The organism is Streptomyces sp. NPDC023157, assembly GCF_055560575.1.
The window spans coordinates 657,084-679,911 of sequence record NZ_JBVHIL010000002.1; the positions used below are offsets into that span (position 1 = coordinate 657,084).

Annotated in this window: 23 protein-coding genes; 8 read left to right on the plus strand and 15 right to left on the minus strand. The window is 74.5% G+C overall.

What is annotated here, in order from left to right:
* Positions 1 to 122: 122 nt before the first annotated feature.
* On the plus strand, positions 123 to 593 hold the full coding sequence (locus ACZ3ZE_RS08600; protein ID WP_361621704.1) for a hypothetical protein: 471 nt from the start codon (positions 123 to 125) through the stop codon (positions 591 to 593).
* 4 nt (positions 594 to 597) lie between these two features.
* On the opposite strand, the gene ACZ3ZE_RS08605 is transcribed toward ACZ3ZE_RS08600, so the two are convergent.
* The 7 genes from ACZ3ZE_RS08605 to ACZ3ZE_RS08635 form a co-directional block, all read right to left on the minus strand.
* Entirely contained in the window at positions 598 to 1,803 is a 1,206-nt protein-coding gene (locus tag ACZ3ZE_RS08605) for a histidine kinase (RefSeq protein WP_467258060.1), read from the minus strand.
* Entirely contained in the window at positions 1,800 to 3,578 is a 1,779-nt protein-coding gene (locus ACZ3ZE_RS08610) for a sodium/solute symporter (protein ID WP_467258062.1), read from the minus strand. The genes ACZ3ZE_RS08605 and ACZ3ZE_RS08610 overlap by 4 nt, the downstream gene beginning before the upstream one ends.
* Positions 3,579 to 3,588: 10 nt before the next feature.
* A complete protein-coding gene (locus ACZ3ZE_RS08615) occupies positions 3,589 to 3,987 on the minus strand; it encodes a DUF485 domain-containing protein (RefSeq protein ID WP_361173105.1) in 399 nt (132 codons plus the stop codon).
* A gap of 101 nt (positions 3,988 to 4,088) precedes the next feature.
* Complete coding sequence (locus ACZ3ZE_RS08620; RefSeq protein ID WP_467258065.1) at positions 4,089 to 4,856, minus strand: LytR/AlgR family response regulator transcription factor; 768 nt, start codon at positions 4,854 to 4,856, stop codon at positions 4,089 to 4,091.
* Between the two features lie 29 nt (positions 4,857 to 4,885).
* The gene (locus ACZ3ZE_RS08625; protein ID WP_361173098.1) at positions 4,886 to 5,758 is read right to left on the minus strand and encodes an Fpg/Nei family DNA glycosylase; all 873 of its coding nucleotides are present in this window, start codon (positions 5,756 to 5,758) and stop codon (positions 4,886 to 4,888) included.
* Positions 5,759 to 5,865: 107 nt separating this feature from the next.
* Positions 5,866 to 7,857, minus strand: coding sequence for a SpoIIE family protein phosphatase (locus ACZ3ZE_RS08630; RefSeq protein ID WP_442305714.1), 1,992 nt, complete (start codon positions 7,855 to 7,857; stop codon positions 5,866 to 5,868).
* A 216-nt stretch (positions 7,858 to 8,073) separates the two neighbouring features.
* Positions 8,074 to 9,252, minus strand: a complete 1,179-nt coding sequence (locus tag ACZ3ZE_RS08635; RefSeq protein WP_467258068.1) for a DUF6777 domain-containing protein — start codon at positions 9,250 to 9,252, stop codon at positions 8,074 to 8,076.
* A 223-nt stretch (positions 9,253 to 9,475) separates the two neighbouring features.
* Here ACZ3ZE_RS08635 and ACZ3ZE_RS08640 point away from each other — a divergent pair, with 223 nt between their 5' ends.
* From ACZ3ZE_RS08640 to ACZ3ZE_RS08655, 4 genes are read left to right on the plus strand one after another with little or no spacing between them, the layout of a single operon-like run.
* Complete coding sequence (locus tag ACZ3ZE_RS08640) at positions 9,476 to 10,522, plus strand: YndJ family protein (protein WP_467258070.1); 1,047 nt, start codon at positions 9,476 to 9,478, stop codon at positions 10,520 to 10,522.
* Positions 10,519 to 11,103: a DUF1990 family protein gene (locus tag ACZ3ZE_RS08645; RefSeq protein WP_361173086.1), complete on the plus strand. Its 585-nt coding sequence runs from the start codon at positions 10,519 to 10,521 to the stop codon at positions 11,101 to 11,103. Before ACZ3ZE_RS08640 ends, ACZ3ZE_RS08645 begins: the two co-directional genes overlap by 4 nt.
* Before the next feature lie 48 nt (positions 11,104 to 11,151).
* Positions 11,152 to 11,307, plus strand: coding sequence for a hypothetical protein (locus ACZ3ZE_RS08650; protein ID WP_361173083.1), 156 nt, complete (start codon positions 11,152 to 11,154; stop codon positions 11,305 to 11,307).
* A gap of 30 nt (positions 11,308 to 11,337) precedes the next feature.
* Positions 11,338 to 12,762, plus strand: coding sequence for a lipase maturation factor family protein (locus ACZ3ZE_RS08655; RefSeq protein WP_467258073.1), 1,425 nt, complete (start codon positions 11,338 to 11,340; stop codon positions 12,760 to 12,762).
* Between the two features lie 192 nt (positions 12,763 to 12,954).
* Here the strand turns inward: ACZ3ZE_RS08655 and ACZ3ZE_RS08660 are convergent, their stop codons facing one another.
* From ACZ3ZE_RS08660 to ACZ3ZE_RS08670, 3 genes are all read right to left on the minus strand, one after another.
* A complete protein-coding gene (locus ACZ3ZE_RS08660; protein ID WP_361173077.1) occupies positions 12,955 to 13,125 on the minus strand; it encodes a hypothetical protein in 171 nt (56 codons plus the stop codon).
* A 241-nt stretch (positions 13,126 to 13,366) separates the two neighbouring features.
* Positions 13,367 to 14,851 carry an SDR family NAD(P)-dependent oxidoreductase gene (locus tag ACZ3ZE_RS08665; protein WP_361173074.1) on the minus strand — a complete coding sequence of 495 codons (1,485 nt, stop codon included), beginning with the start codon at positions 14,849 to 14,851 and terminating at the stop codon, positions 13,367 to 13,369.
* 65 nt (positions 14,852 to 14,916) lie between these two features.
* Positions 14,917 to 15,630, minus strand: coding sequence for an IucA/IucC family C-terminal-domain containing protein (locus ACZ3ZE_RS08670; protein ID WP_363292439.1), 714 nt, complete (start codon positions 15,628 to 15,630; stop codon positions 14,917 to 14,919).
* Between ACZ3ZE_RS08670 and ACZ3ZE_RS08675 the strand changes: the two genes are divergently transcribed.
* Positions 15,609 to 16,292: a carbonic anhydrase gene (locus ACZ3ZE_RS08675; protein ID WP_467258076.1), complete on the plus strand. Its 684-nt coding sequence runs from the start codon at positions 15,609 to 15,611 to the stop codon at positions 16,290 to 16,292. The genes ACZ3ZE_RS08670 and ACZ3ZE_RS08675 overlap by 22 nt on opposite strands.
* A gap of 117 nt (positions 16,293 to 16,409) precedes the next feature.
* Positions 16,410 to 17,405 carry a DMT family transporter gene (locus ACZ3ZE_RS08680; RefSeq protein WP_361173066.1) on the plus strand — a complete coding sequence of 332 codons (996 nt, stop codon included), beginning with the start codon at positions 16,410 to 16,412 and terminating at the stop codon, positions 17,403 to 17,405.
* Here the strand turns inward: ACZ3ZE_RS08680 and ACZ3ZE_RS08685 are convergent.
* The 4 genes from ACZ3ZE_RS08685 to panD all read right to left on the minus strand — a co-directional run bounded on the left by ACZ3ZE_RS08685 (position 17,286) and on the right by panD (position 20,579).
* Positions 17,286 to 18,740, minus strand: coding sequence for a peptidoglycan DD-metalloendopeptidase family protein (locus tag ACZ3ZE_RS08685; RefSeq protein ID WP_467258078.1), 1,455 nt, complete (start codon positions 18,738 to 18,740; stop codon positions 17,286 to 17,288). The two genes, ACZ3ZE_RS08680 and ACZ3ZE_RS08685, sit on opposite strands and share 120 nt — an antisense overlap.
* A 354-nt stretch (positions 18,741 to 19,094) precedes the next feature.
* Positions 19,095 to 19,760 carry an aspartate/glutamate racemase family protein gene (locus ACZ3ZE_RS08690; protein ID WP_467258079.1) on the minus strand — a complete coding sequence of 222 codons (666 nt, stop codon included), beginning with the start codon at positions 19,758 to 19,760 and terminating at the stop codon, positions 19,095 to 19,097.
* Positions 19,757 to 20,101 carry a GNAT family N-acetyltransferase gene (locus ACZ3ZE_RS08695; RefSeq protein ID WP_361173057.1) on the minus strand — a complete coding sequence of 115 codons (345 nt, stop codon included), beginning with the start codon at positions 20,099 to 20,101 and terminating at the stop codon, positions 19,757 to 19,759. Before ACZ3ZE_RS08695 ends, ACZ3ZE_RS08690 begins: the two co-directional genes overlap by 4 nt.
* A 52-nt stretch (positions 20,102 to 20,153) precedes the next feature.
* Positions 20,154 to 20,579 carry an aspartate 1-decarboxylase gene (panD, locus tag ACZ3ZE_RS08700; RefSeq protein WP_329426278.1) on the minus strand — a complete coding sequence of 142 codons (426 nt, stop codon included), beginning with the start codon at positions 20,577 to 20,579 and terminating at the stop codon, positions 20,154 to 20,156.
* Between the two features lie 180 nt (positions 20,580 to 20,759).
* Between panD and ACZ3ZE_RS08705 the strand changes: the two genes are divergently transcribed.
* Complete coding sequence (locus tag ACZ3ZE_RS08705) at positions 20,760 to 21,578, plus strand: 4'-phosphopantetheinyl transferase family protein (RefSeq protein ID WP_467258080.1); 819 nt, start codon at positions 20,760 to 20,762, stop codon at positions 21,576 to 21,578.
* Here the strand turns inward: ACZ3ZE_RS08705 and ACZ3ZE_RS08710 are convergent.
* Complete coding sequence (locus tag ACZ3ZE_RS08710; RefSeq protein ID WP_467258082.1) at positions 21,563 to 22,792, minus strand: FAD-dependent monooxygenase; 1,230 nt, start codon at positions 22,790 to 22,792, stop codon at positions 21,563 to 21,565. The genes ACZ3ZE_RS08705 and ACZ3ZE_RS08710 overlap by 16 nt on opposite strands.
* Positions 22,793 to 22,828 lie beyond the last annotated feature (36 nt).

The window sequence follows — 22,828 nt, forward strand, 5'->3', positions numbered from 1 at the left end:
TGCGGCGGGGGCCGTATCCGGAACCGCCCGGGCGAGTTGAGCAAAGTGCGCCCCGCGTCCGTGCTTCCTGGTGGAGGCTCGTCGTCGGGGCCTCGTGAGGACGTCCGGGAGAAGGTGGAGCGTTGCTGCCCGAGAGCACGAACGGCGCCGGCGGGGGCGGGCTCGCCGTCCCCATGGACTGGCTGTGCGCCGAGTACGCCGCCGACGACCTGCTGCGCACCAGCGGTCTCGTCGAGCCGGGATCGCTGGAGTTCCGCGCCGGAGTCCAGGCACTGGCCCTGACCGTCCACCTCGCGGGCGCCGGGGTCGAGGAGTGGCTGTGGCGCACCTCCCACGACCATCCCTGGTCCGGCTGGGTCGCCGATCGGCTCGCCGCACCGTCGGCCGAGGGGCCCGATCTGGTCCTGGCCCGGGCCACCTGGCGCCGGTTGCGCGCGACCGAGCTGCGCGCCGCCGACCTGGCGGACCTCGCGGGGGTGGCCGGGCCGGTCCCGGTACCACCGGCGGCCGGGATCGACGAGAACCGTCAGGTGTGGCTCCCCGCCTGGCAGTTGGGCGTCACCCTCGCCCATCTCGCGCTGTACCTGCACTGAGCGCTCAGGCCACGGGGTGCACCCCGGGCCGGTACTTGGGGATCCGCACCGTCACCTTCATCCCGGCGCCGACGCCCGTCTCGATGACGAGACCGTGCTCCGGCCCGTACACCTGGCGGAGCCGCTCGTCGACGTTGCCGAGCCCGATGCCCGAGGCCGAGGGGCGCTCGCCGCGCAGGACGGCGCGCAGCTCCTCGGGGTCCATGCCCACCCCGTCGTCCTCGATGGTGACGACCGCCTCGGCGCCCGCGTCACGGGCCGCGATGACGATCCGGCAGCCCGCGGCGGAGTCCTCCAGGCCGTGCTTGACGGCGTTCTCCACCAGCGGCTGGAGGCAGAGGAAGGGCAGCGCCACCGTGAGCACCTCGGGCGCGATCCGCAGGGTCACCGTCAGCCGCTCGCCGAAGCGGGCCCCGGCGAGCGCCAAGTACTGCTCGATGGACCGCAGTTCGTCGGCCAGCCGGGCGAACTCGCCGTGCCTGCGGAACGAGTAGCGGGTGAAGTCGGCGAACTCCAGGAGCAGCTCACGGGCGCGCTCCGGGTCGGTGCGGACGAACGAGGCTATGGCGGCGAGGGAGTTGAAGATGAAGTGCGGGGAGATCTGGGCGCGCAGGGCCCGGATCTCCGCCTCGACGATCCGGGTGCGCGAGCGGTCGAGCTCGGCCAGTTCGAGCTGGACGGAGACCCAGCGGGCCACCTCGGTGGCCGCCCGCACCAGCACCGCCGACTCGCGCGAACCGTACGCCACGAGCGCGCCGAGCACCCCGTCCTCGCCGGTGAGCGGGGCGACGACCGCCCAGCGCAGCGGACAGGAGTCGTCGGCGCAGCCGGTGTGCACGGAGCGGCTGCGGCCCGAGGCGAGGGTCTCGGCGACGAGCTCCACGACCCGGTCGCGGTGGTGCCCGTCGCCGGGCCCGTCCCAGGCGAGCACCGCCGTACGGTCGGTGAGGCACAGCGCCTCCGTGCCGAGCAGCGAGCGCAGCCGCCCGGCGGCCCGGGCGGCGGTCTCCTCGGTGAGCCCGGCGCGCAGCGGGGGCGCGGCGAGCGAGGCGGTGTGCAGGGTGTGGAAGGTGGCCCGCTCCACGGGGGTGCCGAGCCCGGGGGCGGCGGAACGGTCGCCGCGCCGGGCGGTGCTCCGGCCCAGGACGAACCCGACGGCGAGCAGCACGGCCCCGACGGCCCCCGCCGCCGCGAACGCGATGCCGCTCACCGCTCGGCCCCGTTCCGGTGCGCGGCCTTCGGGACCGCCGCCCTCGGGCCCGCCTCCCGGGCCTCCGGACGGCCGCTGAACTCCTCCGGCAGGTGCAGCCGGGCCAGGATCGCCGGGGTCCCGGGCGGTACGCGGCGCGGGGTGGCCAGGGAGACGAGGACCATGCTGAGGAAGCCGAGCGGCACCGACCAGACGGCCGGCCAGGCCATCAGGGTGTGCGGCCAGCCGGCCGGCGGCAGTCCGGCCCGGGTCGCCATCACGGCGGCGAGCGCCGAGCCGCCCCCGAGGAGCAGTCCGGCGACCGCGCCCGGCGGGGTGAGGCGCCGCCACCAGATGCCGAGGACGAGCAACGGGCAGAACGAGGAGGCGGACACGGCGAACGCGAGGCCGACGGCGTCCGCGACCGGCACCTGGGAGGCGACCGTCCCCGCGCCCAGCGGTACGGCCGTCGCCAGTAGGGTCGCGAGCCGGAAGTGCCGCACGCCCCGGGAGGGCAGCACGTCCTGGGTGAGGACACCGGCGACGGACATGGTCAGTCCCGAGGCGGTCGACAGGAAGGCGGCGAAGGCGCCGCCCGCGAGGAGCGCGCCCAGCAGGTCGCCGAGGACCCCGCCGAGCATCCGTTCCGGCAGCACGAGCACGGCGGCGTCGGCGGCTCCGGTCAGGGCGAGTTCGGGGGCGTAGATCCGGCCGAGCGCCCCGTACAGCGGCGGCAGCAGGTAGAAGACGCCGACCAGCCCGAGGACGACGAGGGTGGTGCGGCGGGCGGCGCGGCCGTGCGGGCTGGTGTAGAAGCGGACGGCGACGTGGGGCAGGCCCATGGTGCCGAGGAAGGTCGCCAGGATCAGCCCGTACGTGGCGTACAGCTGGTGCCCGTCGCGGCTTCCGGCGAGCGGCTGGGACCAGCCGAGGGGGTCGGCTCCGGTGCCGGAACGGCGCGGGACGGGCGCGCCCTCGGGGAGGACGAGCGCCGTGCCCGCCTCCACGCGGTGGGTGCCGGGGGCGAGGGTGACGCCGTCACCGTCGTACGTCCGGGAGTCGATCCGGCCGGTGACGGTGAGCGTCAGCGGGGCGTCGACCTCGACGCGTACGGTCTCGGCGACCCGGACGGCGGTGTGCGCGCGGAGGACGGCGGGGGCGTCGAAGCGGGCGCGCGGGGCGCCGTCCCCGTACCAGGCGGCGGCGAGGAAGAGCACCGGGACGAGCAGGGCGGTGAGCTTGAGCCAGTACTGGAAGGCCTGGACGAAGGTGATGCTGCGCATGCCGCCCGCGGCGACGGTGCCGGTGACGACGAGGGCGACGAGGAGCCCGCCGACCCAGTCGGGCGCGCCCGTGAGGATCTCCAGGGTGAGGCCCGCGCCCTGGAGCTGGGGCAGCAGGTAGAGCCAGCAGATGCCGACGACGAAGAGGCTGGCGAGCCGCCGGACCTGGGGCGATTCGAGCCGGGCCTCGGCGAAGTCGGACAGGGTGTACGCGCCGGAGCGGCGCAGCGGGGCGGCGACGAGGAGCAGCAGGACGAGGTAGCCGGCGGTGTAGCCGACCGGGTACCAGAGCATGTCGGGGCCCTGGACGAGGACGAGTCCGGCGATGCCGAGGAAGGAGGCGGCCGACAGGTACTCGCCGCTGATGGCGGCCGCGTTGAGGCGGGGGCCGACGGTGCGGGAGGCGACGTAGAAGTCGGAGGTGGTGCGGGAGATGCGCAGGCCGAGGGCGCCGATGAGGACGGTGGCCAGGACGACGGCGGTGACGGCGGCGACCGCGTAGCTGTGGTTCACGGGGCGGGGGTCACCGCTCGACGAGGCCGGTGAAGTCGCGTTCGTTGCGTTCGGCGCGGCGCACGTACCAGTGGGCGACGGCCCAGATGACGGGGTGGACGCCGACGCCGAGCGCGATCCAGACAGCGGGCTCGGGGGCGGGCAGGGCGAGCAGCAGCGGCAGCGGGCCGACGAGCAGGACGAGCGCGCCGAGGGCGGTGAGCGCGGTGCGCAGCTGGCTGCGCATCAGGGAGCGCACGTAGGTGTGCCCGAGGGTGGTCTGCTCGCTGATCTCGGAGCGGGCGGGCGCGTGCTGGGGCCGCGGGCGGGGCACGGCGCCGCCGAGGGCCGAGGCGTAGGTGACGGTCTCGCGCCGGGGCCGGGGGGCGTCCCGCCGGCCGGGGGCGGGCGGAGGGTGGTGCTCGGACATCGCCGTCCGCTCTCTCACGGTCTGCTGGGCCCGTGGAGTGTACGCAGAAGGGCTCCGGACCCGGTAGGGGGCGGGAACCGCCCTAGGGGGCGGGAACCGCCCTAGGGGGCGCGCCGCATGAGGAGGTCGCGCAGGTGGCGGGCGTGACGGCGGGAGACGGCGAGTTCGGCGTCGCCGACCCGCACGGAGGTCGCTCCGCCGTCGAGGCGGAGCTCGTCGATGCGGGCGAGGGCGACGAGATGGCTGCGGTGGATGCGGACGAAGCCGCGGGCGGCCCAGCGCTCCTCCAGGGCGGACAGCGGGATGCGCACGAGGTGGCTGCCGTGGTCGGTGTGCAGGCGGGCGTAGTCGCCGCGCGCCTCGACGTACGCGATGGTGTCGACGGAGACGAAGCGGGTGACGCCGCCGAGTTCGACGGGGATCTGCTCGGGGGCGGGCGCCTGGGCGGTGGCGTGCACCAGTTCGTGGACGCGGCGGACGGCCTCGGCGAGCCGTTCGCGGCGCACGGGCTTGAGCAGGTAGTCGACGGCCTCCAGGTCGAAGGCCTGGACGGCGAAGCCCTCGTGGGCGGTGACGAAGACGATGAGCGGCGGCCTGGCGAACCCGCCGAGCAGCCGCGCGAGGTCGAGGCCGCCGAGCCCGGGCATGTGGATGTCGAGGAAGACGACATCGATGCCGTCGATGCCGTCGACGCCACCGACGCCCTCGTCGCCGCCCTGGCCCGACTCCAGGGCGCGCCCTATTCGGCGCAGCGCCTCGGTGGCGTCGCCCGCGCCCTCGGCACTGCGCACCCGTGGGTCGGCCCGCAGCAGGTAGAGGAGTTCGCCGAGGGCCGGCGCCTCGTCGTCGACGGCCAGTACGCGCAGCATGCGGGGAGTCTAGACACCCCTCTGGGCGCCTACTTCAGGAGTTTCGACATGCGGCGGTCGGCGAGCGGCTTCCCGCCGGTCTGGCAGGTGGGGCAGTACTGGAGGGCGCTGTCGCTGAAGGAGACCTCCCGGATGGTGTCCCCGCAGACCGGGCAGGGTTCGCCGGCGCGGCCGTGGACGCGCAGGCCGCTCTTCTTCTCGGCCTTGAGCTTGCCGGCGGCGAGTCCGTGGGAGCGCTCGACGGCCTCGGTGAGGGTGTCGCGCATCGCCGTATAGAGAGCGGCGGTATCCACGGGTGTCAGGTTCTGGGTGGGTTTGAAGGGGGACATCTTGGCGACGTGCAGGATCTCGTCGGAGTAGGCGTTGCCGATGCCGGCGATGAGGCTCTGGTCGCGCAGCGCGCCCTTGATCTGGCGCCGTTCGCCGGCGAGCAGTGCGGTGAACGCGGCGAGGTCGAAGTCCTCGGCGAGCGGGTCGGGGCCGAGGCGGGCGACGCCGGGCACCTCGGCGGGGTCGCGGACGAGGTGGACGGCGAGGCGTTTGGTGGTGCCGGCCTCGGTGAGGTCGAAGCCGTCGCCTCCGGTGAGGGCGGTACGCAGGGCCAGCGGGCCCTTCCCCGGGCGCGGCGGCCCGTCGGGCAGGACGTCCTTCCACTGGAGCCAGCCGGCCCGGGCGAGATGGACCAGCAGGTGGAGCGGGCCGGCCGCGCCCTCGGTGCCGATGTCGAGGAACTTGCCGTGCCGGGCGACCCCGGTGACCCGCGCCCCGTCGAGGGCGCCGAGCGGTGGGTCGTAGGTCTTGAGCACGCTGATCGCGACGGGCAGCACGCGGGCGATCTCCTTGCCCACGAGATGCTCGTCCAGGAAGGCGCGGAGGGCTTCGACCTCGGGCAGTTCCGGCATGCTCCCACCCTGCCGCACGGGACGGGCGGACGCCCGCCGACGGAGCGGCGCCCGGCTCCCGGGCGTCCCGGGCGCCGGGCGCTCGGCCCTCCGAGCGGCCCGCCCCCTCAGCCCTCCGGCTGCTCCGTGACGAACTCGCACCACACGCACTTGCCGCCGCCGCGCGGCTCCACGCCCCACAGGTCGGAGAGCCGGTCCACGAGGAGCAGCCCGCGCCCGGAGACGCCCGAGTCGCCCGCCTCGCGGCGGCGCGGCAGCGCGCTGGAGCGGTCCTCGACCTCGACGCGGAGGCGGCGCTCGGGGCCGGGCAGCATCCGCAGGGTCACGATGGCGCCGCCGTCGGTGTGCATGAGGGCGTTGGTCATCAGCTCGTCGGCGACCAGTTCGATCTCGTCGGAGCGGCCGCCCGCGCCCCAGGCCCGTACCGCGGCCCGGATCATGTGCCGGGCCGAGCTGAGGGCCTCCGGGTCGTTCTGGCCGACGTGCTGCTGGAGGCGCCCGCCGGACTGCGGCGGGTGGGCGCCCTCGCGGCGCAGCAGCAGGACGGCCACGTCGTCCTCGCCGCCCCGCTCGTCGACGACGTCGCACAGGTGGTCGGCGAGTTCCTGGAGGTCCCGCGGGCCGCGCTTGACCAGCGAGGAGAGCCATTGGAGCCCCTCGTCGAGGTCGGAGCCCGGCTTCTCCACCAGGCCGTCGGTGTAGAGCAGGAGGGTGTGGCCCGGGTCGAGTTCGACGGTGGTCACGGGGTAGTCGAGCCGGGCGAACTCGGCGGAGAGCCCGAGCGGCAGGCCGCCGTCGACGGGGAGGCGGTGGGCCGTGCCGTCGGGGTCCTGGACGAGCGGGTCGACATGGCCGGCGCGCACGATCTGGACGAGGCCGGTGGCGGGGTCGGCCTCGGCGTACGTACAGGTCGCGAAGCGCTCGGTGTCGAGCTCGTGCAGGAAGACGGAGGCGCGGGCCATCACGGTGGCGGGGGTGTGTCCCTCGGCGGCGTAGGCGCGGAGCACGATCCGCAGCTGTCCCATGACGGCGGCGGCGTGGGTGTCGTGGCCCTGGACGTCGCCGATGACGGCGCCGACCCGGCCGCCGGGCAGCGGGATGATGTCGTACCAGTCGCCGCCGATGTCCCGGCCGAGCCGGGCGGAGCGGTAGCGGACCGCGATCTGGGTGCCGGGGACGTCGATGATGCGGCGGGGCAGCATCGCCTGCTGGAGGCCTTCGGCGAGGTCGTGTTCCTGCTCGTAGAGCATGGCGCGCTGGAGGCTCTGGGCGATGGAGCTGCCGAGGGCGACGAGCAGGTTGCGTTCGTCGGCGCTGAAGCCGGTGCGGTCGCCGCTGTAGAGCAGTCCGAGGGCGCCGATCGGGCGGGCCTGCGCGATGAGCGGGAGATAGGCGGCGGAGGTGATGCCGAGGCCGCTGATGTGCGGCCACAGGACCGGGTAGGAGGCGGCGAAGTCCTCCGGGGACTCGATGAAGCGGGGGCGCAGGGTGCGGATGACCTCGCCCATCGGGTACGGCTCGTCCACCCGGGTGAACCGGGTGCCGGGGACGAACGCGCCGTCGGGCCCTTCGGCCACGAGGTGGATGCGCCCGGCCTCCAGGAGGCCCATGACGAGACTGGCCGCGCCGAAGTGTTCGAGGCCCTGGGAGTCGTTGAGCAGGTCGATGATGTCCTGCACGGTGCGGGCGTGGGCGAGGGCCGCCGTGGTGCCCTCGACGACGCTGGTGCGCTGGCGGCGCCCCTCGTCGAGGCCGAGCCGGGCGGCGGACTCGGTCAGCTCCTCGGAGGCGTCCCGGACGATGCCGACGATACGGAACGGGCGCCCGTTCTCGTCGCGCCGTACCAGGCCCTGGGTGTGGGTCCAGCGCTGGATGCCGGAGCGGGTACGGATGCGGAAGTAGGCGCCGTAGTGGTCGCTGCCGTCCTTGAGGGCCTGGGCCACCAGCATGTCGAGGCGGCGGCTCTCGTCGGGCAGGACGCGCGAGGCGAGGCTGCCGGGGTCGCCGTCGTAGGCGTCGGCGTCCATGTCGAAGACGCTCAGGGCGGCCTCGTCCATGGTCATCCGGCCGGTGAGCAGGTCCCAGTCGAAGCTGCCCATCCGGAATTCCTGGCCGAACTCATGGAGAAAACAGCAGGTCGTCCCCGCCGAGCCCGCTTCGCAGCGGCACTGCTCGGCCGCCTCCCCGCCCCCGTCGCCCGCGTTCATGGGGCCACGCTAGGCGTAGCCCCGCCCGCGCGCACGGCGAAGATCGGAAATGGGTTCGGATCGGGATCGGGGAGGGTGCCCGGGTGGCCCGGACCGGATCGGGGGCGGTCAGCCCTGGAAGGTCTCGGGCTGCTGTGCGGCGGGGTCGTTCGGGAACAGTTCCTCGAACGAGGGCGGCGGCTCGGCGGAGGGGAAGTCGGGCGGCAGGTCATGGGGGGCATCGGGCATCGGGAGGTCGGGGGTCGGCACGTCCGGGGCGGGGGCGTCGGGCGAGGGGGTGTCGTGCGAAGGGGCGTCGTGTGAGGGCGTGTCGGGGACGGGTTCGGCGGGGTGCGTGCCGTGGTCGGGTGACTGCGGGGTGGTGGGGGCCTGGGGCCGGGCAGGGGTCTGCGGGTCGGCAGGCGTCCGCGGGTCCGTGGGGGTCCGGGGTGCGGCGGGCGCCTGCGGGTCGGCCGGCGTCCGCGGTGCCTGGCCGTCCGGGAGCGGCGCGGCCGGTGCGGTGACCGGGTCGCAGGAGGCGGGGTCGCAGAGCGGCAGGACGTCGGGCCTGCGGTCCTGGACGCCGTATCCGGCGGCCTTCCGCTCGATCCAGGTGTTGTCGGTGAGGTTGGCGATCACCAGGCTCGTGACGACGGTGCTGGTCGGGGTGATGGCGAGGACCCGGTCCGGCGCGTAGCCGGGCCAGGGCTTCCCGGTGTGCACGGCGCCCGGCCCGGCGGCCGGGGAGCGCAGCGGGTTGCCGCAGGCGCAGCGGACGCGCGGGGTGCCGTACTGGTCGACGAGGACGGCCGTTCCGGCCTGGAGGACGGTCTGGAAGGCGGTGGCGCGGCCGTCGCGGTAGCCGTGGTCGGTGACGCGGGTGTCGGCGCGCAGCAGGACGGGGGTGAGGCCGCGCAGCCAGCCCGCGACGTCGGCCTCGGGGATGCCGGCGGCCTCGGCGAAGGAGCGGGTCCTGGCCGGCTCGGCGGTGAGGAGGGCGGCCTGCTGGGCGACGTTGCAGGAGGCGACGGAGCGGGTGCCCGCGTAGAGGCCGGGGGTGGCGCCGCCGATCTCGCGGGCGGCCGGGACGGGGGTGCCGGTGACGCCGTCGGGTGCCGTGCCGGAGCGCTCGGGGGCGCCCTCCTGCGCGGTGGACGGGGTGAAGGCGTCGGGGCCCTGGGCGACGGCCGGCTGGAGCAGCACCTCCCGGGAGGGCGCGGCGGCGGCCTGTTCCGCCCCGGCCTCCCCCGTGCCGCCCGAGGAGCAGCCCGCGATCAGCAGGGCCGAGGCCAGCGCGGCGCTCGCCACGGCACCGGGCCGTGTGGGCCGTTGTCTGGGTGTGCGCACCTGGTCTCCCGCCTTTCGCCCCCGAGTCGTTCCTCCATGTCTCCCGCAGGGCCCGGAGGCCCGCAATCCGGGTACGCCCATCCGGCGAGTCGCCCGTCACCCACCCCACCCTTGAACGTGTTCAAGCAAGGCTCTACGCTCACCCCAGACGGTTGAACATGTTCAACAGGGGGGTGTGGCCGCCGTGTCCGTACTCGTGGCGCTGATCGTGACGCTCGGGATGCTGGTGATCGTCCCGATGGGCCTCCGACTCATCGACGAGCCCGACAGGCCCGCCGGGCAGGCCAGGCACGACGAGCAAGCCGGGCGCACCGGCCCCGTCCGTCCGCGCCCGCCCGGCCTCCGCCTGCTGCGCCGGGCCTGGCCGCTGCTCGCCGCTCCCGGGGTGCTCGCCCTCTGGCTCCCCCGCTCCCCGCTCGCCACCGCGCTGGCCTGCGCCTACGCGCTCGCCACCCTGGCCCTCGCCCTGCACGCGCCCGCCCGGCTCGCGGTCACCCGGTCCCTCGCCCCGGCCGAGGTCGCGGTGCTCACCGCCCTGGTGACCCCCTCGGTCGCGGGCCTCGCCCTGGTCGCCGAGCGGGGCGGCCACACGCTGTTCGGCTTCGAGCCCGGCATCCTCGCCCTGACCGTGCCGCACTTCCACTTCGCCGGGTTCACGGCAGCCCTGGTCGCCGGACTCGTCTGCCGTACGACCGGCGGACGCACGGCCCGGTTCGCCGCGCTCAGCGTCCCCCTCGGCACCCTGCTCGTCCTGCTCGGCTACTTCGTCGACGACTGGGCCGAACTGGCCGGAGCCCTCGTCCTCACCGCGGGCATGTGGGCCGTCGCCCTGCTGACCTGGCGCGAGCTGCGCACCACCGCGCCGGACCGGGTCACCCGCGCCCTGCTCGGGGTCTCCGCCGCCGTCCTGGTCGCCACCATGCTGCTCGCCCTCAGCTGGGCGCTCGGCGAGGCCACCGGGCTTCCGCACCCGAGCCTGACCTGGATGGCCGCGACCCACGGCCTCGGCAACGCGCTCGGCTTCGCCCTCTGCACGCTCCTCGCCTGGCGCCGCCTGCGCGCACTCCCGGAGCGCCACGAGACCCGCGCACGCCGACCCCTTTCCCGTAACCCACGCAACCCCCGTAACCCACGCAACTTCCGCGATCCCCGTAACCCCCCTAACCCCATCAACCCCCGTATCCCCCGTACCGCCCCGCACCCCACTCCCCGAACGGAGCTCCCGGCATGACCCGTCTCCTCCGCAGCCTCTCCGACGAGGCCGCACGCCCGGCCGCCCGGCCCCACCCGGCCGCTCCCGCCGCGGGCGGCCCCAACTACCCCGAGGTCGGCGCCACCCGCACCCGGCCGCTGCCCGCCGGCTACCACCACCTGCACCACACCGTGCGCGTCGGCCACGGGCGCGCGGCCTACGCGACCGCGGGCGCGGCCGTCACCACCTGGCGGATGCACCGGGCGACCGGCGCCCGGGTGACCAGCGAGGCCGTCCGCGCCGAGCCCGGCGTCACCCTGGAGGTCTCGCTGGGCCTCGGCCCGGTCCGCTTCACCGCCCCGTGCCAGGTGATCTGGACCGCGTACACGGACAGCGAGACCGGCTTCGCGTACGGGACGCGGACCGGGCATCCGGAGTGCGGCGAGGAGTCCTTCGTGGTCGACCTGCGCGAGGACGGTTCGGTCTGGTTCACCGTGACCGCCTTCAGTCGCGCCGCCGCCTGGTACACGCGGCTCGGCGGCCCCGTCGTACGGGCGCTCCAGCTGGCCTACGCGCGCCGCCTGGGCCGATCGCTGGCGGGTCTCGTCGCCGGGCGATAGGAGTTACGCTCCTCCTGTACTCATCCGTGCTTCCTGAAGGAGGCGGCCATGAGCCAGTACGACGAGTACACGACCCCGGCGCAGGCCGAGGGCGAACGTCTCGAAGAGGACATGGACGCGCAGCAGAAGGCGCAGCTCCACCCGCAGACGACCCGCACGACCCCGTCCCAGGCGGAGGGCGAGCGGAAGGCCGGCGACGAGTAGCCGCGGCTCCCGGGAGCGGCACCGGACACGATGCGGTGGTTCACCGCACCCGACTACTGGCTGAGCCGGATCGTCTTCCAGCGGGGGCTCGCCGGGCTGTACGTCGTCGCGTTCCTCTCGGCGGCCCTCCAGTTCCGGGCCCTCATCGGCGAGCGCGGGATGCTGCCCGTGCCGGAGTTCGTGCGCCGGGTGCCGGCGCGCGGCGCGCCCAGCCTCTTCCAGTGGCGCTACTCCGACCGGCTCTTCGCCTCGGTGGCCTGGGGCGGGGCGGGCCTGGCCCTCGCGATGGCGGCGGGCGCGGGAGACGCGGTGCCGCTGGCCGTCTCGATGCTGCTGTGGCTGCTGCTGTGGGGGCTCTACCTGTCGATCGTGAACGTCGGCCAGACCTGGTACTCGTTCGGCTGGGAGTCGCTGCTCCTGGAGACCGGTTTCCTCGCCGTCCTGCTCGGCAACGACGACATCGGGCCGCCCGTGCTCGTGCTGTTCCTGCTGCGCTGGCTGCTGTTCCGGGTGGAGTTCGGCGCCGGGCTGATCAAGATGCGCGGCGACCGCTGCTGGCGTGACCTCACCTGTCTCTACCACCACCACGAGACCCAGCCGATGCCCGGCCCGCTGAGCTGGTTCTTCCACCATCTGCCGAAGCCGCTGCACAAGGCCGAGTGCGCCGCCAACCATGTCGTCCAGCTCGGCGTCCCGGTCCTGCTGTTCACGCCGCAGCCGGTCGCCACGGTCGCGGCCGGTCTGATGGTGGCGACCCAGCTGTGGCTGGTGCTCTCCGGGAACTTCGCCTGGCTGAACTGGCTGACCATCGTCCTCGCCCTGTCGGCGATGGACGGCTCGCTCGTCACGGGCGCCCACCCGCGGCCGGACCCCCCGCTCTGGTACGTGGTCGTCGTCTGCGCCGCCACCGCCCTGGTCCTCGCGCTCAGCCGCCACCCGGTGCGCAACCTGCTCTCCCGGAGGCAGGCGATGAACCGCTCCTTCGACGCGCTCCACCTGGTCAACACGTACGGCGCGTTCGGCACCGTCGGCCGGATCCGGGACGAGATCGTCGTCGAGGGCACGGACGACCCGCGGCCGCACCCGGGCACGGTGTGGCGGGAGTACGGCTTCAAGGGCAAGCCGGGCGATCCGCGCCGGCTGCCGCGCCAGTTCGCCCCGTACCATCTGCGGCTCGACTGGCTGATGTGGTTCGCGGCGCTCTCCCCCGGCTACGCCCGCGACTGGTTCGGGCCGTTCGTGGAGCGGCTGCTCACCGGGGACCGCGACACGCTGCGGCTGCTGCGCCACAACCCGTTCCCCGACGCGCCGCCCACCCATGTGCGCGCCCGGCTGTACCGCTACCGGTACACGACCTGGCGCGAGCTGCGGGAGACCGGGGCGTGGTGGCACCGGACGCTGCTGCGGGAGTACCTGCCGCCGATCCGGCTGAGGGAGACGTCGAAGCGCCGCTGAGGCACACCGGGCAGCTTCGGAGCGTCACTGGGGCACACCCGGGCAGCTTCGGAGCGCCGCTGAGGCACACCCGGGCCGGAGCTTCGGGGCGCTGCCGACGCGGACCGGGTCGACGCTTCGGGCGGGCGCGTGCCCCCGGGCGCGCGGGGCGGCCGGGGGCACGGGGCGGAGCGACCGTACGACGGGTACGGCTCAGTCGATGCCGGGCAGGATGTGCGGCTCGGCGAGGTCGTCCTCGTAGCCTGCGAGCCGGATCGGGGCCGAGCGGGCCCAGACCTCGAGGCTGCCGAGCTCTCCGGTCCGGCGCTTGCGCTCGGTCGGTTCGGCCGGGCGCTGCTCCTGCTGGGTCAGTTCTGGTGTCACCGCGCACTCCTCTGTGTCGCGTACCAATGGGGAACAAGGACCGTCGGTCGCGGTGGCGCCGTTGTTCGGGCGGGACCGCGACCTTGGTGGAAGGCCTGTCCCCAGGCCGGCCGTGAGGGTTTGGTGAAACCCCGGTGGCCGACCGTGGACATCAGATTAACCAGATGAGCGCGCCAGCGCTCTATGGGGCACCAAAGTGTGACGCGAACGGGTGACGCCTTTTCGGGCGGAAGCGGATGAACTACCAGTTACCGGGCGCGTAATCCTTCATGAAGACGCCGTAAAGGTCTTCACCCAGCTCGCCACGCACGATCGGGTCGTACACCCGGGCCGCGCCGTCGACGAGGTCGAGCGGGGCGTGGAAGCCGGCCTCGGCGAGGCGCAGCTTGTCGAAGTGGGGACGCTCGTCGGTGATCCAGCCGGTGTCGACCGAGGTCATGAGGATGCGGTCGGTCTCGAACATCTCCTGGGCGCTGGTGCGCGTCACCATGTTCATCGCGGCCTTCGCCGCGTTGGTGTTCGGGTGACCGGCGCCCTTGTAGCCGCGGCTGAAGACGCCCTCCATGGCGGAGACGTTGACGACGTACGAGCGCCCGCTGGACGCCTTGGCGGCGGCCTCGGCCATCACCGTGCGCAGCTTGCTGATCAGGATGAACGGCGCCGTGTAGTTGCACAGCTGGGTCTCCAGGAGCTCCACCGGCGAGATCTGCTCGATGGACTGCACCCAGGTGTTGGAGTCGACGACGTCCGGGACGAGGCCGCCCGCGTCGATGGCGGTGCCGTCGAGGTGCCGGGCGACGCTCGCGTTGCCCGCGACGAGCGCGAGGTCGGCGACCTGCTGGGCGTCGAGCCCGCTGACACCGGCGGGCAGCGCGGTCCCGGCGCCGAGCTCGCCGACCGCGCCGGAGCCGAAGGCGCCGATGACGTGGTGCGCGGGGAGCTCGCCCGCGGGCAGCGGGGCGCTCTCGCCGTCGACCAGGGCCGCGTAGGCGGAGGCGAGGCGGCGCACGGTCTGCGTCGCGTTGTTGACGAGGATGTCGAGCGGTCCGGCCTCGGCGACCTGGTCGGCCAGGGCCACGGCCTGCGCGGGGTCGCGCAGGTCGATGCCGACGACCTCCAGGCGGTGCATCCACTCCGCCGAGTCCTCCATCGCCTTGAAGCGGCGGATGGCGTCCTTGGGGAAGCGGGTGGTGATGGTGGTGTGGGCGCCGTCGCGCAGCAGCCGCAGCGCGATGTACATGCCGATTTTGGCGCGGCCGCCCGTGAGCAGCGCGCGCTTGCCGGTGAGGTCGGTGCGGGCGTCGCGGCGGCCCCGGTTCAGGGCGGCGCAGTCCTGGCAGAGCTGGTGGTAGAAGTAGTCGACCTCGACGTAGCGCGTCTTGCAGGTGTAGCAGGAGCGCGGGCGCTGGAGTATCCCGGCGATCTTGCCGGCCTCGGTGACCGAGGAGGGCAGGATGCCCTCGGTCTCGTCGTCGATGCGCTGCGCGGAGCCGGTCGCCGTGGCCTCGGTGACGGCCTTGTCGTGGGCGGTCTTGGAGGCGCGGCGCTCCTGGCGGCGGCGCTGCTTCACGGTCCGGTAGATGCCGGCGGTCGCGCGGCGGACGGTGATCGCGTCCGGGTGGTCGACGTCGATCTTGTCCAGCTCGTCGAGCACGCTCAGGCAGACGGCCAGGCGCTCGGGGTCGATGCCCGGCCCGTGGTCCTGGGTCTCTTCAGTCACCGTCATGGCCTTCGTCGTTCCTCGATCGCTCGCGCCGTCAGTACTCCGTCAGTACTTCCAAAGACGCAACTTTACGGAGCGGAGGGCCGCCCCTCCAAACCCGTTCGAGGGGCGTGGTCGAACACACAGTCGCCGCACAGCCCTCCGGAGGGGCAGCGGTAGTAGAGGCAGCAGCTGGTACGGCGCAGGGCGGGACCCCGGACGGTGCGGGCCAGATCGGGGTGGTCGAAGAGGCCCTGGACGAGGGCGGTGGCGCGCTCGGCGGCGTCGGGGCGGGCGTGGGCGTGGGCCCAGCGGACGAGCTCGCGCAGCGCTCCGGCCAGCGCGGAGCCCGCGTTGCCCCACAGCAGCCGCCCGGAGATCCGCCCGTCGCGGGCGAAGGCCGCGTGCAGCGGGACGAGGTGGGCCTCGTGGACGGCGGCCCGCAGCTCGTCGACGCCGGCGGGGCGGGTGGCGGTGCCGGACCACCACAGGTCGTCGGGCGAGGTGAGCGCGCCGTCCCAGTGCAGGGTGGCGGGCGACAGGTCGGGGAAGCGGCCGTGCAGGGCGGCGGGGCCGAGGGCGGTGGACCACAGCCGGGCGGCGAGGCCGAGGTGCGCGACCGAGGCGCCGACCCTGCGCTCGGGGGCGCCGAGCCGGGCGGCGACCCGGTCCACGCGCGCGGCGAGGGGGCCGTCCTCCCCCGCGTACAGCCGGGAGAGCGGGACGTGTGCCGTGCCGGGGCCGGGCGGGGCGGTGCGCAGCGCGAAGAAGCCGCCCACCTGTGCGCTGTCGTCGAGATCCACTCCGGCATCCTCCCGTACGCGCCCACGGTCCGGTCCGGCAGGAGCCCGTTCCGATAGTCGATCCAGTTCGATCAAGTTCGGCCCCCGGGCCGCTCGACCCGGCCGCCGCGCTCGCCGAGCTGCGCGCCGGGAACGCCCGCTACGCCGCGCTCCGGCAGCAGTACCCGCACCAGGACGCCGCCCGCCGGGCCGCCGTCGCGGTCTCCCAGCAGCCCTTCGCCACCGTGATCGGCTGCATAGACTCCCGCGTCCCGCCGGAACTCGTCTTCGACCAGGGCCTCGGCGACCTCATCGGCGTGCGCTCGGCCGGCCAGGCCGTCGACGAGGCGGTGCTCGGTTCCGTCCAGTTCGCCCTGGAGGAGCTGCACGTCCGGCTGATCGTGGTCCTCGGGCACGAGCGCTGCGGCGCCGCGGCGGCGGCCATCGAACACGTACGGACCGGGCATCCCGTCGAAGGACACATCGAACGAGTGGTCGAGGAACTCGCTCCGGCGGCCCGCGCGACCCGCCACCTGCCCGGCGACTGGGTCGAGAACACGGTGCGGGCCAATGTGGACCGCGTCACCCGCCGACTGGCTCGGGATGCGGCCTTCGCCGACGCCCGGATCGTCGGCGCCCGCTTCGACCTGGACACCGGAATGGTCGCATTCCACCCGGCCTGACCTGCACAGGCGTACATCCCAGGGTGTACGAGGGGGGTTCGTACTCCATCTGCGGTACCTCCGATCGCGTCCCCAGGTACGAAGACGGGAGCGCTCAGGAGAGAGATCGTGGAAGGTATGAGCCCCCTCCTGCTGTCCGTGCTCCTGGCCCTGGTCTCGGCGGTCGCCTACGCGGCCGCGGCGATCGTGCAGGAGCGCGTCGCGGCCTCCGCCACCGGACCGCGCTACGCCCCGCTGCGCACCCCCGCGTGGTGGGGCTCCGTGCTGCTCAACGGGCTCGGCGCTGCCCTCCACGTGGCCGCGCTGGCCTATGGGCCGCTCAGCCTGGTCCAGCCGCTGGGCGCCCTGACCATCGTGTTCGCGCTGCCGATGGCGGCGCTCCTGGTGGGCCGCAAGGCCGGTCGCACGGCCTGGCGGGGCGCCGTGATGGCGACCGTGGGCCTGGCCGGGCTGCTCAGCCTGACCGGCGGCACCGGCACCCAGTCCCTCTCCGACGGCGAGCGGCACCTGCTCACGGTGACGACCTTCGGCGCGGTGGCCCTGCTGTTCGTCCTGGCCCGGCTGGTGGGCCGCACGGTGCTGCGCAGCGTGGTCCTGGCCGCCGCGGCCGGGGTGTCCTTCGGCATCGCCTCGGTCTTCACCAAGACCGTCGCCGAGGAGTGGACGGCGAGCGCGCCGCTCGCCGAGTGGACCAGCCTGCTGACCCTCTCGGCGCTCGCGGTGACCGGACTGCTGCTGTCCCAGGCCTCGTACCGGGGCGCGGGCCTCGCGGCCCCGCTCGCCACGGTCACCGTGGTGAACCCGGTGATCGCCGCGGCGGTGGGCCTGACGCTGTTCGGCGAATCGTTCCGCTATGGGACGGCCGGCGCCGTCGCCGCGCTGATCTGCGGCGCGGTGGCGGCGGGCGGCCTGGTCCAGCTCACCCTCGACCGGCTGACCCGGGCCGAGGACGCGCCCGCGGTGTCAGACCGGACGAGGGCCGGCGGGACACGATCAGATCGACACGCCCCGGGCGCGGAGGTAGGCCAGGGGGTCGATGTCGGAGCCGTACCCGGGACCCGTGCGCATCTCGAAGTGGAGGTGCGGTCCCGAACTGTTGCCGGTCGATCCTGAACGCGCGATGCGCTGACCGGGGTTGACCCGCTGCCCCTCGCGCACGTTCAGCGCGGACAGGTGCGCGTACTGGCTGTAGCGGCCGTCCGCGTGGCGGATGACGACCTGGTAGCCGTACGAGCCGGCCCACCCGGCGGAGACCACCTTGCCGGAGGCGACGGCCCGCACCGAGGTACCGGTCGGGACCGGGAAGTCGACGCCCGTGTGGTAGCCGCTGGCCCAGGAGGAGCCCTCCTTGCGGTACCGGGTGCCGATGTCGGTGTCGGCGACGGGCGCGGCGAAGTGGTCGGCCTCGGGGACTGCGGGGCGGGCGGCGGGCTTGTGGACCGGCTTGGGCGCGGGCTTGTGCACGGGCTTCGCGACCGGCTTCGGCGCGGGCTTGTGCACGGGGCGGGCGGCCGGTGGCCTGGCCGCCGGGGTGGTGCCGGGCCTCGTCACCGGGCGGGTGACGGGCTTGGCCGCGGGCGCTTTGGTGGCGGGCGCCTTCGTGGCGGGCGTCTTGGTCGCGGGCGCCTGCGTGGCCGGGGGCTTGGCGACCGGCTTCGTCGTGGAGGGCTCGGTCGCGGGCCTGCCGGGCCGCGTGGGGCTCGTGGGCTTCGTGTCGGCCCTCGGGGGCTTCGTGTCGGCCTTCGGGGGCTTCGTGGGGGCGCTCATCCGCAGGGTCAGCCGCTGGCCCGGGTAGATGAGGTCGGGGTCGTCGCCGACGACCTTCCGGTTGGACTCGTAGAGCCGCTGCCAGCCGCCCCGGAGGTGCTCGTCGCGGGCGATGGCGGAGAGGGAGTCGCCGGGGGTGACCGTGTACATCTCGCGGACGCTCGGCACGGCGGTCGGGCTGGTGCCCGCCGGCTTCTTCCGCTGTGCGGGCAGCGCGGTCTTCGCGACGCCGGCGGCCGTGGCGGTGTCGGTCAGCGGGCGGGTGCGCTGCGTCTGCGGCGCCAAGTCGGGTGCTTCGCCGCCCCGTTCGAGCCCGGCGCCCGGCGCGCAGCCCGGCCAGGCGCCCGGCCCCTGCCCCTTGAGCACGCGTTCGGCGACGGCGATCTGCTGGTCCTTGGAGGCGAGATCGGCGCGCGGCGCGTAGTGCGTGCCGCCGTACCGCTCCCAGGTGGACTGGCTGAACTGGAGGCCGCCGAAGTAGCCGTTGCCGGTGTTGATCTGCCAGTTGGAGGTGGACTCGCAGGCGGCCAGCTTCTCCCAGACGTCGAGCGAGGCCGCCTGGGCCGTGCCCGCGCCGATCAGCGGCAGCGCCATTCCGGCACCGCCCGCGGTGACGGTCAGCGAGGCACGGTTGATCAGGCTCGGCTGGTACCGGCGGCGGTGTCTCCCGCGTAAGGCCATGGGCCCCCCTTGAACGCATCGGCAGTCGCCCACGGTAGGGGCGGGCAACCGTACGTGACAAGGCCCCTGGCACAATCGCCGGGCGGGTCCGTCACCTCGCCGTCAACGCCCCGCGGGACCCGGCTGCGGCTGGGGCTCCGGCTCGGGTACGGGGACCGGGCCCGGCGGCGGCCCCGGCACCGGGCTCGGCGGCGGGACGGGCGGGGGCGAGGGCACCGGCGGGGGAACGGGCGGCGGGACGGGCGGCGGCAGCGGATCGGGGTACGGGGGCTGCGTCATGGCGGACTCCGGTGCTCGGGGGCAGGGTCGGCTCCAGGTTCCCCCGGTCCGCGCGCCCGCGCGCGCGGAGCCCGTTCATTCGGGTCGGTGGCCGACCGCGCGGGCCGCCGCCGCGAGCCCCGTACCGGGACTGGACAGCACCGTCAGAGGGGTGCGTACGCGGGCGGCGGCGTCGGCCATGGAGGCCTGGGCCAGCACGACCACGGGCTCCTCGGCGGGGTCGATCCCTTCCACGGCGGCGGCGACGGTGTCGAGGTACCCCTCCCGGTCGCCCGCCTCGAACCGCTCCCACGCCTCCGTCACCACCAGGGTGCCGACGAACGTGGTCCGGTCGGTGGACTCCTCCCGGAGCAGGTCCAGGGTGGGCCGCACCGTGGACCGCACGGCCGCGACGATCAGCACGGGCCGCCCGCTGCGCATGGCCTGGGCGGCCATCGGACGGTCGACGCGCAGCACGGGCACACCGAGGGCGCCGGCCCGCGCCTCGGCGACGGCGCCGAGGGTGGAGCAGGTGCACAGGACGGCGCCCGCCCCGTCGGCGACGGCCTCGGCGAGGACACGCCCGACCTCGTCGGCCACGGTGTCGGGGCCCTCGGCCCGGGCCTGGTCGAGCAGCCCCTCGTGGACGAGGTGGCGCAGGCCGAGCCCGGGGTGGTGCCGGTCCCGCAGCGCGTCGAAGACGGGTACGTGGACCGGCGAGGTGTGCAGCAGGGCGAGCGGCCCGCCGGGCGCTGGGGTCACCACAGCTCCGGCGAGGCCTTGAGCTGCCGCTTGGCCGCCCGGGTGACCTCCTCCGAGGGCGCCGGTGCCTCCTCGGGATGCCGTTCGGCCCACTTCGCCGCGTACGGGCAGAGCGGGACGACGGGGACGCCCTCGGCGGCGGCGATCCGGTAGAACTCCCGGACCAGCGCGCCCGCGACGCCCTTCCCCTCGTGGGTCGCCTCCACCACGGTGTGCACCGCGACGAGGGCGTGCGGCTCGGTGTCCAGGGCGAAGTAGACGACGACACCGGCGTACTCGCCGTCGTCGAACGCCTCCAGGCGCCCCTTCTCCCGGTCCTCGCGGATCGTCAACTCGGCCATGCTGCGGTCCTCCCGGACTCCTCGGCCGCGGCCTTCCGGCCGCCTGGGGGGCTCAGACCTGAGCGGGCACCGCGTGCGGCGCGCGCACCGTCTCGCTGCCCGGAACCGGCGCGGACGCGTCCTGTCCCAGCTCCACGATGCGGTTCTCGCCGTCCACGTGCACGACACGCGGCACGAGCGTCCGCGCCTCGGCGTCCGCCACCTGGGCGTAGCTGATGAGGATGACCAGGTCCCCCGGGTGCACGAGATGGGCCGCGGCCCCGTTGATCCCGATGACACCGGAGCCGCGCTCGCCCTCGATGACATAGGTCTCCAGGCGGGCCCCGTTGTCGATGTCGACGATGTGGACCAGCTCGCCGGGGAGGAGGTCGGCGGCCTCCATCAGCTCGGCGTCGACGGTGACGGAGCCGACGTAGTGGAGATCGGCCTGGGTGACGGTGGCACGGTGGATCTTGGACTTGAACATGGTTCGCAGCACGAAAGCGCTCCTAGACTCGGCTCCCTGCCCGCTTTGTGCAGGTCAAGGGCGTTGTTCACTGTACAGCGGCCGGCTTTTCGAGGGTACGGAACGCGAGGGGCGGGCGCACCGAGAGCCCGGTCACGCCCGAACCGGGAGAACGGGGCTTCCCGGGCGCCGGATCGGCCTAGAGTCGGGGCCGTGGACGTAGCCGAGATCATCCCGAAGGAGTTCGGCCGCGACCGGCCGGCGGCCGCGCCGCCCGGGGCGGCCGAGGTGTGGCTGGTGCCGCCCGGGGCGGTCGCGGCGGCGGGGGGCCCGGGGGTGCTCGACGCCGAGGAGCGGCACCGGGCGGGGCGGTTGCGGCGGGCGGTCGACCGGGAGGTCTACGTGGCCGCGCACACGGCGCTGCGGGTGCTGGCCGGGGCCTACCTCGGGCAGGCGCCCGAGGGGCTGGTGTTCGCGCGTCAGGACTGCCCGGGGTGCGGCGGACCGCACGGGCGGCCGGTGTTCGCCGGGGAGGCGGCCGGGCTGCACTTCTCGCTCTCCCACAGCCGGGACCTCGCCCTGGTCGCCTTCGCGCCCGTCCCCGTCGGCGTGGACGTCGAGGGTGTCCCCGAGGCGCGGACGGTCGGCAGTGTGGCGAGCGCGCTCCACCCGGACGAGCGGCGTGAGCTCGCCCTGCTCGACGGCGCCCCGCTCGCCTCGGCCTTCACGCGCTGCTGGACGCGCAAGGAGGCGTATCTGAAGGGGACGGGCCAGGGCCTCTCCGGCAGCGGGTTCGCCGACACCGTGGTGGGGACGGGCGCACGCCCGCTGCCGGTGCCCGGCTGGACGCTCACCGACGTACGCGTCCCGCGGGGCTTCGCGGCGGCGTGCGCGGTGCGTACGGCTGCTCACCCGGTGACGCACGCCGTGCCGCACCCGGTGTCCCGCGCCGTGCCCCGCGCTGATGCTCACACGGTGCCGGACGGCGTGCCCCGCGCCGATGCCCACGACACGCCTCACCCGTTGGTGTAGTCGCGCAGGACGATGTTCTCGGCGGTCTTGCGGGCGATCTTCGCGGCCATGTTCCGGCCGGGGAGGTACGGCATCACCTTGTAGTAGCGGTTGAGCGCGGCCGCCGCGAAACGGCTGCCGGGGACCATCAGCTTGGCGACGCCGTCGCCCATCTTCCGGCAGCCCTCCGCGTACGCCCGCAGTTCGTCCTCGTAGCGGGCGAAGGCCACCTCGTGGTCGCCCCCGGCGGCGGCGAGTTCGCCCGCGAGGACGTAGGCGCCGACTAGGGCCAGGCCCGTGCCCATCCCCGAGAGCGAGGAAGGGGCGTACGCGGCGTCGCCGACGAGCGCGACCCGGCCCCGGGTCCATCGGTCCATCCGGACCTGGGCGACGGAGTCGAAGTAGAAGTCGGGGGCGTGCCGCATGGCGTCGAGCAGCCGCTCGCTCTCCCAGCCGTTGCCCGCGAACCGCTCGACGAGCACCTCCTGCTGGCGTGCCGTGTCCCGCCGGTCCAGGTCCGCGTCCGGGGAGCCGAAGTAGAAGACGGCCTTCGCCTCGGTGTTGTGGCGGGCGCTGTACATCGCGACCATCTTGTTCGCGGTGCGGTAGGCGTGCCCGGTGTGGTCGAGGCCCAGGTGGTTGTCGGTGGTGAAGACCGCGCAGTGGACGCCCAGGTGGCGGACGAACTCCTCCTCCGGGCCGAAGGCGAGCCGCCGGGTCGTGGAGCGGAGCCCGTCGGCGCCGATGACCAGGTCGAAGCGGCGGGGCGCGGAGCGTTCGAAGGTGACGGCGACGCCGGTGGCGTCCTCGGTGAGCGAGGTGACCGAGTCGCCGAAGAGGTATTCGGTGTACGGGCTGGTCGCGTCGTACAGGATGCGGGCGAGGTCGCCGCGGAGGATCTCGACGTCCCCCGCGAAGAGGTCGGCGGGCAGCTGCGCGACGGGCTTGCCGGCCGCGTTGACGTACGCCATGGAGCCGTTGCCCGTACGGGCGCCCTCGACGGCCTCCAGGATGCCGAGGGTGCGCAGCACCTTCAGGTGGGCGTGGCCCCGGAAGTCGACGGCGTAGCCGCCGTCGCGGAGGGCGGGGGCGCGTTCCACGACGGTGGGGTTGAAGCCGTGGCGGTGGAGGAGGAGGGCGAGGGCCGGGCCGGCGACGGAGGCGCCGGAGATCAGGATGTCCAGCTTGCGGGCGGTGGTGGGCCGGGCGGCGTTCGTGAAGGTCGTGTTCGTCATGCCGCAGAGCTTGTCCGGGGGCGCTCACCGGACGCT

Coding starts and splice junctions, on each gene's coding strand:
- ACZ3ZE_RS08655 (WP_467258073.1), top strand. CDS start 11,338: ATGCGGTGGTTCACCGCACCCGACTACTGGCTGAGCCGGATCGTCTTC.
- ACZ3ZE_RS08685 (WP_467258078.1), bottom strand. CDS start 18,740: ATGGCCTTACGCGGGAGACACCGCCGCCGGTACCAGCCGAGCCTGATC.
- ACZ3ZE_RS08665 (WP_361173074.1), bottom strand. CDS start 14,851: ATGACGGTGACTGAAGAGACCCAGGACCACGGGCCGGGCATCGACCCC.
- ACZ3ZE_RS08615 (WP_361173105.1), bottom strand. CDS start 3,987: ATGTCCGAGCACCACCCTCCGCCCGCCCCCGGCCGGCGGGACGCCCCC.
- ACZ3ZE_RS08710 (WP_467258082.1), bottom strand. CDS start 22,792: ATGACGAACACGACCTTCACGAACGCCGCCCGGCCCACCACCGCCCGC.
- ACZ3ZE_RS08695 (WP_361173057.1), bottom strand. CDS start 20,101: ATGGCCGAGTTGACGATCCGCGAGGACCGGGAGAAGGGGCGCCTGGAG.
- ACZ3ZE_RS08630 (WP_442305714.1), bottom strand. CDS start 7,857: ATGGGCAGCTTCGACTGGGACCTGCTCACCGGCCGGATGACCATGGAC.
- ACZ3ZE_RS08645 (WP_361173086.1), top strand. CDS start 10,519: ATGACCCGTCTCCTCCGCAGCCTCTCCGACGAGGCCGCACGCCCGGCC.
- ACZ3ZE_RS08620 (WP_467258065.1), bottom strand. CDS start 4,856: ATGCTGCGCGTACTGGCCGTCGACGACGAGGCGCCGGCCCTCGGCGAA.
- ACZ3ZE_RS08680 (WP_361173066.1), top strand. CDS start 16,410: ATGAGCCCCCTCCTGCTGTCCGTGCTCCTGGCCCTGGTCTCGGCGGTC.
- ACZ3ZE_RS08650 (WP_361173083.1), top strand. CDS start 11,152: ATGAGCCAGTACGACGAGTACACGACCCCGGCGCAGGCCGAGGGCGAA.
- ACZ3ZE_RS08625 (WP_361173098.1), bottom strand. CDS start 5,758: ATGCCGGAACTGCCCGAGGTCGAAGCCCTCCGCGCCTTCCTGGACGAG.